10 protein-coding genes are annotated in these 12345 nt (G+C 65.7%); 9 read left to right on the forward strand and 1 reads right to left on the reverse strand.

Features of this window, described 5'->3' with window-relative positions:
* The first annotated feature begins 293 nt into the window (after positions 1-293).
* The 3 genes from HL666_RS03445 to HL666_RS03455 all read left to right on the forward strand — a co-directional run bounded on the left by HL666_RS03445 (position 294) and on the right by HL666_RS03455 (position 5059).
* Positions 294-1952, forward strand: coding sequence for an electron transfer flavoprotein-ubiquinone oxidoreductase (locus HL666_RS03445; protein WP_172110807.1), 1659 nt, complete (start codon positions 294-296; stop codon positions 1950-1952).
* A gap of 242 nt (positions 1953-2194) precedes the next feature.
* Positions 2195-3991: a tetratricopeptide repeat protein gene (locus HL666_RS03450; RefSeq protein ID WP_210261700.1), complete on the forward strand. Its 1797-nt coding sequence runs from the start codon at positions 2195-2197 to the stop codon at positions 3989-3991.
* A gap of 165 nt (positions 3992-4156) precedes the next feature.
* Entirely contained in the window at positions 4157-5059 is a 903-nt protein-coding gene (locus HL666_RS03455; protein ID WP_172179890.1) for a 4-(cytidine 5'-diphospho)-2-C-methyl-D-erythritol kinase, read from the forward strand.
* A gap of 277 nt (positions 5060-5336) precedes the next feature.
* On the opposite strand, the gene HL666_RS03460 is transcribed toward HL666_RS03455, so the two are convergent.
* The gene (locus HL666_RS03460; protein ID WP_172110804.1) at positions 5337-6347 is read right to left on the reverse strand and encodes a polyprenyl synthetase family protein; all 1011 of its coding nucleotides are present in this window, start codon (positions 6345-6347) and stop codon (positions 5337-5339) included.
* Between the two features lie 131 nt (positions 6348-6478).
* On the opposite strand from HL666_RS03460, the gene HL666_RS03465 reads away from it, so the two are divergent.
* From HL666_RS03465 to glyS, 6 genes are all read left to right on the forward strand, one after another.
* Entirely contained in the window at positions 6479-6706 is a 228-nt protein-coding gene (locus tag HL666_RS03465) for a putative signal transducing protein (RefSeq protein ID WP_006613556.1), read from the forward strand.
* Complete coding sequence (locus HL666_RS03470; RefSeq protein ID WP_172179892.1) at positions 6699-7463, forward strand: tRNA1(Val) (adenine(37)-N6)-methyltransferase; 765 nt, start codon at positions 6699-6701, stop codon at positions 7461-7463. The genes HL666_RS03465 and HL666_RS03470 overlap by 8 nt, the downstream gene beginning before the upstream one ends.
* 242 nt (positions 7464-7705) lie before the next feature.
* Positions 7706-8623: a S49 family peptidase gene (locus HL666_RS03475; RefSeq protein WP_172179894.1), complete on the forward strand. Its 918-nt coding sequence runs from the start codon at positions 7706-7708 to the stop codon at positions 8621-8623.
* Positions 8624-8730: 107 nt separating this feature from the next.
* Positions 8731-8922 (forward strand): hypothetical protein, encoded by a 192-nt coding sequence (locus HL666_RS03480; RefSeq protein WP_172111272.1) that lies wholly within the window; start codon positions 8731-8733, stop codon positions 8920-8922.
* A 125-nt stretch (positions 8923-9047) separates the two neighbouring features.
* Positions 9048-9986 carry a glycine--tRNA ligase subunit alpha gene (locus HL666_RS03485; RefSeq protein WP_172179896.1) on the forward strand — a complete coding sequence of 313 codons (939 nt, stop codon included), beginning with the start codon at positions 9048-9050 and terminating at the stop codon, positions 9984-9986.
* A gap of 229 nt (positions 9987-10215) precedes the next feature.
* Entirely contained in the window at positions 10216-12321 is a 2106-nt protein-coding gene (gene glyS, locus HL666_RS03490; protein WP_172179898.1) for a glycine--tRNA ligase subunit beta, read from the forward strand.
* The last annotated feature ends 24 nt before the right edge of the window (positions 12322-12345 follow it).

Below are 12345 nucleotides of genomic sequence, written 5' to 3' on the forward strand. Positions count from 1 at the left end.
CGGGAGCAGTCTACGCTGCCTCGGCGCATGGCGGAATGCATTTACGTGGTTGTCCCGGCCCGAAAAATCGGAAACAAGAGCTTGGAATAACCCAAAAACGGGACGGAACGCCCTAGTGTTCCGGCGCCAGCCTTCGCTCTCCCCTCGGGATCAGCCTCAGCGACCGGCCGACGCCTTCAGGAACCCTAGTTAAGTCATTGTTGCTATTGCAGCTTGCGGGTTTGACCTTTGCATGCGCCAGGGGAATGCGAAGGCCGGACCCACTGCACCAGCCGGGCCTGAGATCGAGAGACATGAGCACCGAAGAATTACCCGAGCGCGAATCCATGGAGTTCGACGTCGTCATCGTCGGCGCAGGTCCGTCGGGCCTGACCGCCGCGATCCGGCTGAAGCAGCTCAACGCCGATCTCAACATCGTCGTGGTCGAGAAGGGCTCCGAGGTCGGCGCGCACATCCTGTCGGGTGCCGTGATCGATCCGGCCGCGCTCGACAAGCTCATCCCGGACTGGCGCACGGATGACGATTGCCCGCTGAAGACGCAGGTGCAGGTCGACAAGTTCTTCTGGATGACCGAGAGCGGCGCGATTTCACTGCCGGCCTTCGCGATGCCGCCGCTGATGGACAATCACCACTGCTACATCGGCTCACTCGGCAATGTCTGCCGCTGGCTGTCGCGCAAGGCCGAGGCGCTGGGCGTCGAGATCTATCCGGGCTTCGCCGCGACCGAGGTGCTGTATGACGAGCAGGGCGCGGTGCGCGGCATCGCCACCGGCGACATGGGCATCGGCAAGGACGGCAAGCCGAAGGCTTCGTTCACGCGCGGCATGGAGCTGCTCGGCAAGTACACGTTGTTCGCGGAAGGTGCCCGAGGCAGCCTGTCCAAGCAGCTGATCGCGAAGTTCGCGCTGGACGCAAAGAGCGAGCCGGCGAAATTCGGCATCGGCCTCAAGGAAGTCTGGCAGATCGATCCCGCCAAGCATCAGAAGGGCCTGATCCAGCACTCGTTCGGCTGGCCGCTCGACATGAAAACCGGCGGCGGCTCGTTCCTGTATCACTATGACGACAATCTCGTCGCGGTCGGCTTCGTCGTGCATCTGAACTACGACGATCCTTATCTGTCGCCGTTCGATGAATTCCAGCGCTTCAAGACGCACCCCTCGATCCGCGGCGTATTCGAAGGCGGCAAGCGGCTCGCTTATGGCGCGCGCGCCATCACCGAAGGCGGCTATCAGTCCGTGCCGCGGCTGTCGTTCGCAGGCGGTGTGCTGATCGGCTGTGCGGCGGGCTTCGTCAACGTGCCGCGCATCAAGGGCGTGCACAATGCGATGGGCAGCGCGATGCTTGCGGCCGAGCACGTCAATGCCGCGCTCGCTGCCGGCCGCGCCAATGACGAACTGGTCGAGTATGAGAACGCCTGGCGCTCTTCGCCGGTCGGCGAGGACCTGTTCAAGGTTCGCAACGTCAAGCCGCTCTGGTCGAAGTTCGGCACCGTGCTCGGCGTCGTCCTCGGCGGCTTCGACATGTGGTGCAACACGCTCGGCTTCTCGCTGTTCGGCACCCAGTCGCACGCCAAGCCAGATCGTGCCACGCTCGATCCGGCCAAGGCGCATCAGCCGAAGCCTGCGATGAAGCCGGACGGCAAGCTGACCTTCGACCGGCTCTCCTCGGTGTTCCTGTCCAACACCAACCATGAGGAAGACCAGCCGGTGCATCTGAAGGTCGCCGACATGGCGCTGCAGAAGAGCTCCGAGCACGACATCTATGCCGGGCCTTCGAACCGCTATTGTCCAGCCGGCGTGTATGAGTGGGTCGAGGATGGCACGAGCCCGCGTTTCGTGATCAACGCGCAGAATTGCGTCCACTGCAAGACCTGCGACGTCAAGGACCCCAATGGCAACATCACCTGGGTTCCTCCGGAGGGCGGCGGCGGACCGAACTACGAGGCGATGTAGCGCAAGGTTAACGCACGTTTGCGTGAGGCGGCTGTCCCGACAGGGGCAGCCGGCCACGATACGGCCATACTGACGCGGTTTGTCGCAGGTCACCTTGGCCACAGGGGCTTCCGGCTGACCCGAATATCCTGCAGATCCTTGCGGTTGGCCGCTAAACGCGGCATTGTCGGCGCCTTGAAGAGCTGCCGATCGGGTTCGTGTCCGTGACGATCCGTCATTCCCAACAATCAGAGCGCACCGTGATGTCATCCATTCGCAATCGCTGGACCGCAATTGCCGTCGCCGCCTTGCTGCTTCCCGGTACCGTCCTGGCCCAGACGCCGGATCATCCGACTGACACCACCGCGAAGTTTCCGACCAGCGTCGATCTGAAGTCGCTCACCACCTCGGGCAGCTATCTCGCGGCCCGCCACGCCAGCGTGGAGCGTGATGCTGCCTCCGCCGCCGCCTTCTATCGCTCGGCGCTGCGCACCGATCCCAAGAACAACGAGCTGCTCGACCGTGCCTTCATTTCTTCGGTTGCGGACGGCGACATCGATGAAGCCGTGAAGCTCGCCGAGCGCGTGCTCGCGGTCGACAAGTCGAACCGCATCGCGCGTCTCGTGATGGGCGTGCATGACATCAAGCAGAAGAAATACGCGGCCGCCCAGAACAATATCAACCAGTCGGTGCGCGGGCCGATCACCGATCTCGTCGCGACATTGCTGTCCGCCTGGGCGACGGCCGGCGCGGGTGATTCCAAGACTGCCGTCGCCAACATCGACAAGCTGACCGGTCCGGAATGGTATCCGCTGTTCAAGGACCTGCACGCCGGCATGATCCTGGAACTCGCCGGCAAGGAGAAGGAGGCCGGCATCCGCTTCGAGCGCGCCTACAAGCTCGACGATTCGATGCTGCGCATCACCGAGGCCTATGCGCATTGGCTGTCGCGCAACAAGGATGCGGCGGCGGCCACCGCGATCTATGAGGCGTTCGACAAGAAGCTCGCGCGCCACCCGCTGGTACAGGAGGGTCTGCGCGAGACCAAGGCCGGCAAGAAGCTGCCGCCGCTGGTCGACTCGGCCCAGGCCGGCGCTGCCGAGGCGCTGTACGGTATCGGCGCCACGCTCAGCCGCCGCGGCGGCGAGGACCTCGCGCTGGTCTATCTGCAGCTGGCGCTGCATCTGCAGCCGAACCATCCGCTGGCGCTGCTGTCGCTCGCCGATCTCTACGAGACGGTGAAGAAGCCGCAGATGGCGATCAAGGTCTATGAGCGCGTGCCGGCGAGCTCGCCGCTGAAGCGCAACGCGCAGATCCAGCTCGCCACCGACCTCGACAGCGCCGATCGCAGCGACGACGCGATCAAGATCCTCAAGGACGTCATCACCCAGGACCCGAAGGATCTCGAAGCGATCATGGCGCTCGGCAACATCGAGCGCGGCCGCAAGAAGTTCGCCGATTGCGCCAAGACCTATTCGCTCGGGGTCGATTCGCTGCCTGCCAACAACGACAAGGCCAACAGCGTCTATTACTACTATCGCGGCATCTGCCTGGAGCGCTCCAAGCAGTGGCCGAAGGCCGAGGCCGACATGCGCAAGGCGCTCGAGCTGCAACCCGACCAGCCGCACGTGCTGAACTATCTCGGCTATTCCTGGATCGACCAGGGCGTCAATCTCGACGAAGGCATGAAGATGATCAAGCGCGCCGTCGAGCAGCGGCCCGACGACGGCTACATCGTCGACTCGCTCGGCTGGGCCTATTACCGCATCGGCAACTACGAGGAGGCGGTGAAGAATCTCGAGCGCGCGATCGACCTCAAGCCCGAGGACCCGACCATCAACGACCATCTCGGCGACGCCTATTGGAAGGTCGGCCGCAAGCTGGAAGCCAAGTTCCAGTGGGCCCATGCCCGCGACCTGAAGCCGGAGCCCGAGGAATTGCCGAAGATCGAGGCCAAGATCCAGAACGGCCTGGCCGATGACCCGGCGCCTGCCGCCGCGAGCGCCGACACCAAGGACGCACCGGCCGACGCCAAGAAGGACGACGGCAAGGGCGGCTAGGTCGTCCGATCATGGTCTGAGAGCGATTGCGGGCTCCTCGGTCGACCGGGGAGCCCGGATGATTTTGATGAAGCGTGTGGCGATGCCGGCCACGCTCGTTTCAGCCGCGGGCTGACGGCGACACCGGACCTTTGCCACGGAGGATATGTTGGGGGCATAGCGCCGATGTTGGCGTCCACGGTCACCGGCGCGCTGCAGGAGCAGGGCCGCGCCAAGGTCAATCTGACGCTGCGGGTCGTCGGCCGCCGCGTCGACGGCTATCATGATATCGAAAGCGTCGTCGCGTTCGCCGACTGCGCGGACCAGCTCATGCTGGTGCCAGGCGAGGGGCTGGCGCTGACCACGACGGGGCCTCTGGCGGAGGCTTGCGGCGACACGTTCGACAATCTGGTTCTCAAGGCGGCGCGGCTGCTGGCCGAGGCGGTCCCCGGCCTGAAGCTCGGCGCGTTCACGCTGGAAAAGGTGCTGCCGGTCGCAGCCGGCATCGGCGGCGGCTCGGCCGATGCAGCCGCCGCGCTGCGTCTGCTGGCGAAGTTGAACGGCCTGTCGCTGGATGATCCGCGTTTGCAGGTGGTGGCGCTGAAGACCGGCGCCGATGTCCCGGTCTGCGTGCCGTCGCGCGCCTGCACCATGACCGGGGTCGGCGAAAATTTGCAGCCGCTCGCGCTGCCCGTCCTGCCCTGCGTGATGATCAATCCGCGCGTGCCGGTCGCGACCAAGGATGTGTTCCAGGCGCTGGGTCTGAAGCCGGGCGATCTGCTGGTCGGGGTGACCGATGTGCTCGCAGCGCCGTCCTGGCCGAAGGCCGGGGCCTCGATCGGGGATTGGGTCCGTGCGCTCGACCGGGTTAAGAACGATCTGGAGCCGCCGGCGCTGAAGGTGCAGCCGATCATCGGCACCGTGCTCGATGCGCTGCGCGCCAGCACCGGCGTGCTGCTGGCACGCATGTCGGGTTCGGGTGCGACGTGCTTTGCAATCTATGGCAGCGCGGCTGATGCCAAAGCGGCGGGGGCTGCGATCGCCGCTGCGCATCCCGAATGGTGGGTGCATGCGGGGACGCTGAGCTAACTAATCATTATCTGCGAAACGACTGCAAAATTCAGCGCCCTCTCCCCTTGTGGGAGAGGGCATCGCCGGCCGATCAACTTGCTCGATTAGGTGAGGGGTCTCTCTCGGCAAATGGCGCATGCGGAGAGAGAGACCCCTCACCCAAACGAGTTTGCCGCTCTGTCCGAGCTGCCCTCTCCCACAAGGGGAGAGGGCGCATTCACGAGCAATTCAGCGAATTCACGCCGCCGCCTTCTCGCTCAGCATCAAACGGCGCTAGTGAACGACGAACCGCGAACTAATGCGACCGCGCCAAACAGAACGCCACGACCTGCTCCAGCGCCGTCTTCATCGGCGAGGCCGGGAACAGCGCCAGCGCGTCGACGGCCATCGCGCCGTAGTGATGCGCGCGGCTGATGGTGTCCTCCAGCGCGCGGTGCTTGTTCATCAGGCCGATGGCATGGTCGAGATCGCTGTCATTGATCTCGCCACGCTCGAGCGATTTGATCCAGAACGCGCGCTCGCTGTCGCTGCCGCGGCGGAAGGCGAGCACGACCGGCAGCGTGATCTTGCCCTCGCGGAAGTCGTCGCCGACATTCTTGCCGAGCTTGGCGGCCTTGCCGCCATAGTCGAGCACGTCGTCGACGAGCTGGAAGGCGATGCCGAGATTCATGCCGAACGAGCGCGATGCGGTCTGCTCGGCCTTGGGACGATCGGCGAGCACCGGACCGACCTCGCAGGCCGCGGCGAACAGCTCGGCGGTCTTGCCGCGGATCACCGCGAGATACTCGTCCTCGGTGGTCGCGGTGTTCTTGGCGGCGGCCAACTGCATCACCTCGCCCTCGGCGATGGTGGCGGCGGCCGCGGAGAGAATGTCGAGCGCGCGCAGCGAGCCGACCTCGACCATCATGCGGAACGCCTGTCCCAGCAGGAAGTCGCCGACCAGCACGCTGGCCTCGTTGCCCCAGAGCATGCGCGCCGACAATTTGCCGCGGCGCATTTCGCTCTCGTCAACCACGTCGTCATGCAGCAGCGTCGCGGTGTGCATGAACTCGACCGCGGCCGCGAGCTTGACGTGGCCGTCGCCGCTGTACTCGGTGAGATGCGCCATCGCCAGCGTCAGCATCGGCCGCAGCCGCTTGCCGCCTGAGGAGATCAGGTGATTGGCGACCTCCGGGATCATCGTCACGTCGGATCCGGTGCGCGACAGGATCGTGGCGTTGACTCGTTCCATGTCGGCCGCGACCAGCCCGACCAGCCCATCGATCGAAGCGCCCGATGGACTTTCGAAAGGTACGATAACCGCCACGCTGGTCTCCAATTTTGCTATCCTGAGAACGACAATAGAAACTGCCGCCGCATGCGGCAAGGGCGGACACGGAACCTTGACCCGAGCCTTGAAAGCCTTGCTTGACCCCGGCTTGCATGGAGACATAACGATTGAAGGAATTGGTTCGGACCAACGATATCGTGCTGGTTTCAGCAATAGGGGCGCTGCTCGACGGCGCCGACATCCATCACCTCGTCCTCGACCAGAACATGAGCATCATAGAGGGCTCACTCGGCATCCTGCCGCGCCGGATACTGGTGCATGAGGACGACAATCTGCAGGCCCGCCGATTGCTGACCGATGCCGGGCTGGCGCACGAACTGCGCCCCGATGAGTGACGCTGCCGCCATCTCCGAGGACGCTGTGCTCGGTGGGCGCTTGCGGCTGAGGCAGCCGGCCAGCGGCCATCGTGCCGGCCACGACGCCATCCTGCTGGCTGCCGCAACGGCCGCGCGCACCGGTGATCGCGTGGTCGACCTCGGGGCCGGGGTGGGGACCGCGGGGCTGGCGGTGGCCACCCGCGTCGACGGCATCGGGCTCGTGCTGATCGAGCGCGATCCGGATCTGGCGGGCCTGGCGCGCGACAATGCGCGTGCCAATGAATTGCGGGCCGACGTGGCCGTTCTCGACGTCGCCGCTGGCGCCGCAGCCTTCGCCGCGATGGGGCTCGGGCCGGACAGTATCGACGTCGTGCTGATGAATCCGCCGTTTCACGATGCCGCGCGTCACCGTGCCTCGCCGGACGCTGCACGCGCGGCCGCGCACATGGCGACCGCGACGACCTTGGAGATCTGGACCCATGCTGCGCGCCGGATGCTCAAATCCGGCGGTGTGCTGACCTTGATCTGGCGAGCCGATGGGTTGGGGGAGGTGCTGGCGGCGCTGGGGCGCGGCTTCGGCAGCCTTGCCATTCAACCGGTCCACGGTCAGGCCGGAAAGCCGGCGATCCGTATCCTGGTGAGGGCCGTTAAGGGGGGGCGGGCGCCGACCCAGATCTGGCCGGGTCTGATGCTGAACGAGGCAACGGGTGTGCCGAACGAAGACGTCTTGCGTGTGCTGGAAGGGCAGGGGGCGCTGGCTCTGGCCGCCCCCTGAACGGTCGGTCGGGGTCGCGCGTTATTGCGTCTGCGCCTCGGACTGGCGTTCGGTTACCGACGTGAAACGGATCGCCGTCAAGAGAGTACCGATCAGCAGCATCAACAGGTAGACCTTCATGTATTCCTCCGCCGCACTCTGCAACCTGACTCGCCGTGCAATTGCCCAGCGCATAGCAAGGCTCGTTCCAGCCCATTGAATGGCAGCGGCGCGATAAAAAATGGTAAATCCGAGGTAACTGAATGGTGGACAATTTGACACAACCCAGCGATGCAGCCGGGCCTTTTGATCGGTTGAAAGCGCTGCTGCCGGCACGTCTGCGCGGCGCGCCGGTGGTGCCCGTCGTCCGCCTGTCCGGTGTGATCGGCGCGGTGACGCCGCTGCGTCCCGGGTTGACCCTCGCCGGCGTCGCCAAGATGCTGGAGCGCGCGTTCTCGATGCGCAACGCCAAGGCGGTGGCGCTGGTGATCAACTCGCCCGGCGGCTCGCCGGTGCAGTCGCGCCAGATCTATCTGCGCATCCGCCAGCTCGCGGCGGAAAAGAAGCTGCCGGTGCTGGTGTTCGTCGAGGACGTCGCGGCGTCCGGCGGCTACATGATCGCCTGCGCGGGCGACGAGATCTTCTGCGACCCGTCGTCGATCCTCGGATCGATCGGCGTGGTCGGCGGCTCGTTCGGGCTGCAGGACCTGATCAAGAAGATCGGCATCGAGCGGCGGCTGTACACGGCGGGCGAGCACAAGGCGATGCTCGATCCATTCCTCCCCGAAAATCCCGACGACGTGGCGCGGCTGAAGAAGATCCAGCGCGAGATCCACGCGCTGTTCATCTCGCTGGTCAAGGAGAGCCGCGCGACCCGGCTGAAGGGCGCCGACGACACGCTGTTCACCGGCGAATACTGGGCCGGCGATACCGCCGTGACGCTCGGGCTCGCCGATGCGATCGGCGACCTCCGTTCGGTGCTGCGCGCGCGCTTCGGCGACAAGGTCGGAATGCCCGTGGTGGCGCCGGCGGGCGGCCTGCTCTCGGGCCTGCTGGGTCGCAAGGCCGCCGGGGCCGGCAGCCTCGCTGCGGAAGGTCTGGGCCTCGGCTGGTCTGGATTGGCCGAGGAACTGATCTCGGCCGCCGAAACCCGGGCCATCTGGGCCCGATTCGGCTTTTGAGCTCCGCTCCGTGCCATTTTGCCCCCTGCAATCCGGATTGCAGGGGGAACCTGGATCGGTGACAATACGAATCGGGGTGGCTGCCGCACATGAACAAGGATCGACCGATGCCGCCGTTCGTCGCTTTCGCGGGTATGCTGGGCGGGCTTGCCGCGGTTCGCTGGGCCTACAAGACCGCTCAGAAGATCAACCGCGAGCTCGAGGAGGTCAGGCTGTCGCGCGCCGCCGAGGCCGCGCAGCCCGCCGAGATCAAGACCCTGCGCCGTGATCCCGTGACGGGCGCCTACCGGCCGGGCTGACCGCCGCTTGACGCGAAGCGGCGGTGCGAACCGCCGCTTATCCAGCCCTATTGCCTTGATTCCTCGGGGCCTCGCCGATACGGTCCGCGCGCTTTTCCGACGCCTGCGAAAGACCGATATCGACGATGGACTCGCTGCCTCCGCACATGCGCCCCGAACGTTCGTTCCAGGGCTTCATCCTGGCCCTGCAACGCTTCTGGGCCGAGCAGGGCTGCGTGATCCTGCAGCCCTACGACATGGAGATGGGGGCCGGCACCTTCCACCCGGCGACGACCCTGCGCGCGCTCGGGCCGAAGCCGTGGAATGCCGCCTACGTGCAGCCGTCGCGCCGGCCGAAGGACGGTCGCTACGGCGAGAATCCGAACCGGATGCAGCACTACTACCAGTTCCAGGTGATCATGAAGCCGTCGCCGCCGAACCTTCAGGAGCTGTATCTGAAGTCGCTCGCCGCGATCGGCATCGACGCCGCCGTGCATGACATCCGCTTCGTCGAGGACGATTGGGAGAGCCCGACGCTCGGCGCCTGGGGGCTGGGCTGGGAGTGCTGGTGCGACGGCATGGAGGTGTCGCAGTTCACCTATTTCCAGCAGGTCGCGGGCTTCGAATGCGCGCCGGTCGCGGGCGAGCTCACCTACGGCCTCGAGCGCCTGGCGATGTATGTCCAGGGCGTCGACCGCGTCTACGACCTCAACTTCAACGGCCGTGACGGCGACGCCAAGGTGACCTATGGCGACGTTTTCCTGCAGGCCGAGCAGGAATATTCGCGGCACAATTTCGAGCATGCCGACACCGACATGCTGTTCGAGCAGTTCAAGATGGCCGAGGGCGCCTGCCGGAAGTATCTCGCTGCCGGCTGGCGCGACGGTAACCGCAAAGAACATCTGATGGCGCTGCCGGCCTACGACCAGTGCATCAAGGCCAGCCACGTCTTCAACCTGCTCGATGCCCGCGGCGTCATCTCCGTTACCGAGCGCCAGAGCTACATCCTGCGCGTCCGCGAGCTGGCGAAGGCCTGCGGCGAGGCCTGGCTGCATACGGAAGCGGGCGGGGCGGGGGCAGGTTAGAACGAACGCGGCTGCTTTTGGGCCTCATGGTTCGAGACGCGCCGCGCGCGGCGCTCCTCACCATGAGGGTCTACGATCTCGCCGCAAATTCAGACCTCGTCCTGAGGAGCCCGCCGGAGGCGGGCGTCTCGAAGGACGGTGGAAGGCACGCTGTCTTCCACGAGTTTAGCAATTCGCGATGGCCTGTCCCCGAGGGGATGGTGGTTCTTCGCGCAGAGAGACTTGAGACATGCCCGATCTTCTCCTCGAACTGTTCTCCGAAGAAATCCCCGCGCGCATGCAGGCCAAGGCGGCGGAGGATCTGCGCCGCATGGTGACCGACAAGCTCGTCGCCGAGGGCCTGGTCTACGAAGGCGCCAAGGCGTTCGCGACGCCGCGGCGGCTGGCGCTGACCGTGCACGGCATCCCGGCGCGACAGGCGGATCTGAAGGAGGAGCGCAAGGGCCCGCGCGTCGGCGGTCCCGACGCGGCGATCCAGGGGTTTCTCAAGGCCACCGGCCTGTCCTCTCTCGACGAGGCGACGATCCAGCGCGACCCGAAGAAGGGCGATTTCTACGTCGCGCTGATCGAGAAGCCGGGCCGCGCCACGCTCGACGTGCTCGCCGAGATGCTGCCGGTGATCGTCAGGACCTTCCCCTGGCCGAAATCGATGCGCTGGGGCAAGCGCTCGGAGAAGCCGGGCGCGCTGAACTGGGTGCGGCCGCTGCACGCGATCACCGCGACGTTCGGGCTGGAGACCGAGGAGCCTGATGTCGTCAGCTTCGCCGTCGACGGCATCGAGGCCGGGCAGACCACCTATGGCCATCGCTTCCTGGCTCCTGCTGCGATCTCTGTGCGCCGTTTCGAGGACTACGAAGCAAAACTGCTCGACGCCAAGGTCGTGCTCGATCCGCAGCGCCGCAAGGACACCATTGTCACGGACGCCAAGCAGCTCGCCTTCGCGCAGGGCTATGAGCTGGTCGAGGATCAGGTTCTGCTCGACGAGGTCGCGGGCCTGGTCGAATGGCCTGTGGTGCTGATGGGCTCGTTCGATCCGGACTACCTCAAGGTGCCCGGCGAGGTGATCCGCGCCACCATCCGTAACAACCAGAAATGCTTCGTGGTGCGCGACCCCAAGACTGGCGGTCTCGCGCCGAAGTTCATTCTGACCGCGAACATCGAGGCGAACGACGGCGGCAAGACCATCATCGCCGGCAACGAGCGCGTCATCCGCGCCCGCCTGTCGGACGCGAAGTTCTTCTACGAGACGGACCTCAAGACAAGGCTCGAGGACCGGCTGCCGAAATTCGAGCAGATCGTGTTCCACGAGAAGCTCGGCACCCAGGCCGCGCGCATCGCCCGCATCGAGAAGCTCGCCGCCGAGATCGCGCCGCTGGTCGGCGCCGATGCCACGAAGACCGCGCGCGCCGCGAAGCTCGCCAAGGCCGATCTGCTCACGGAGGTCGTCGGTGAGTTTCCTGAAGTGCAGGGCCTGATGGGCAAGTACTACGCGCTGGCCCAGGGCGAGGACGCGTCCGTCGCCGCGGCCTGCGAGGAGCACTACAAGCCGCAGGGCCCGGGTGATCGCGTGCCGACGGACAAGGTCGCGGTGGCCGTGGCGCTGGCCGACAAGCTCGATACGCTGGTTGGGTTCTGGGCGATCGACGAGAAGCCCACGGGCTCGAAGGATCCGTATGCGCTGCGGCGCGCGGCGCTGGGCGTGATCAGGCTGATCGCCGAGAACGCGCTGCGCTTGTCACTGCTGAAGGTGGCTGCTTCTGCGCTGATGGGCCTGCGGGCGAAAAGCGCGCAGGAGCCGGATACGCTCACAGCCGATCTGCTCTCCTTCTTCGCCGACCGTCTCAAGGTGCAGCTCCGCGACCAGGGTGCCCGCCACGATCTCGTCGACGCCGTGTTCGCGCTCGGCGGCCAGGATGATCTGCTGATGGTCGTCCGCCGCGTCGAGGCGCTCGGCAAATTCCTCGACAGCGACGACGGCAAGAACCTGCTCGCCGGCACCAAGCGCGCCTCCAACATCCTCGCCATCGAGGAGAAGAAGGACAAGCGCAAGTTCGACGGCGCGCCGGATGCGGCGCTCTATAAGCTCGACGAGGAGAAGGCGCTGGCCAAGGCGATCGGCGAGGTCGCTGCCGAAGCGGGCGCTGCTGTCGCCAAGGAGGACTTCGCCGCGGCGATGCGCGCGATGGCCAAGCTGCGTCCGGCCGTCGATGCGTTCTTCGACGAGGTGAAGGTCAACGACGATGACTCGGCGATCCGCGAGAACCGGCTCAAGCTGCTGAACGAGATCCGCAGCGCCACGCGCGCGGTGGCGGACTTCTCGAAAATCGAGGGCTGAGCCACGCGCACCGGACACGCCGGA

The sequence above is a fragment of the Bradyrhizobium aeschynomenes genome, from assembly GCF_013178945.1.
Classification (GTDB): Bacteria; Pseudomonadota; Alphaproteobacteria; order Rhizobiales; family Xanthobacteraceae; genus Bradyrhizobium; species Bradyrhizobium aeschynomenes.

What these genes read in the sequence shown, in the direction of transcription:
- HL666_RS03445 (WP_172110807.1), top strand. Translation starts at nt 294, where the DNA reads ATGAGCACCGAAGAATTACCCGAGCGCGAATCCATGGAGTTCGACGTC.
- HL666_RS03450 (WP_210261700.1), top strand. Translation starts at nt 2,195, where the DNA reads ATGTCATCCATTCGCAATCGCTGGACCGCAATTGCCGTCGCCGCCTTG.
- HL666_RS03485 (WP_172179896.1), top strand. Translation starts at nt 9,048, where the DNA reads ATGGACTCGCTGCCTCCGCACATGCGCCCCGAACGTTCGTTCCAGGGC.
- HL666_RS03455 (WP_172179890.1), top strand. Translation starts at nt 4,157, where the DNA reads ATGTTGGCGTCCACGGTCACCGGCGCGCTGCAGGAGCAGGGCCGCGCC.
- HL666_RS03480 (WP_172111272.1), top strand. Translation starts at nt 8,731, where the DNA reads ATGCCGCCGTTCGTCGCTTTCGCGGGTATGCTGGGCGGGCTTGCCGCG.
- glyS (WP_172179898.1), top strand. Translation starts at nt 10,216, where the DNA reads ATGCCCGATCTTCTCCTCGAACTGTTCTCCGAAGAAATCCCCGCGCGC.
- HL666_RS03475 (WP_172179894.1), top strand. Translation starts at nt 7,706, where the DNA reads ATGGTGGACAATTTGACACAACCCAGCGATGCAGCCGGGCCTTTTGAT.
- HL666_RS03470 (WP_172179892.1), top strand. Translation starts at nt 6,699, where the DNA reads ATGAGTGACGCTGCCGCCATCTCCGAGGACGCTGTGCTCGGTGGGCGC.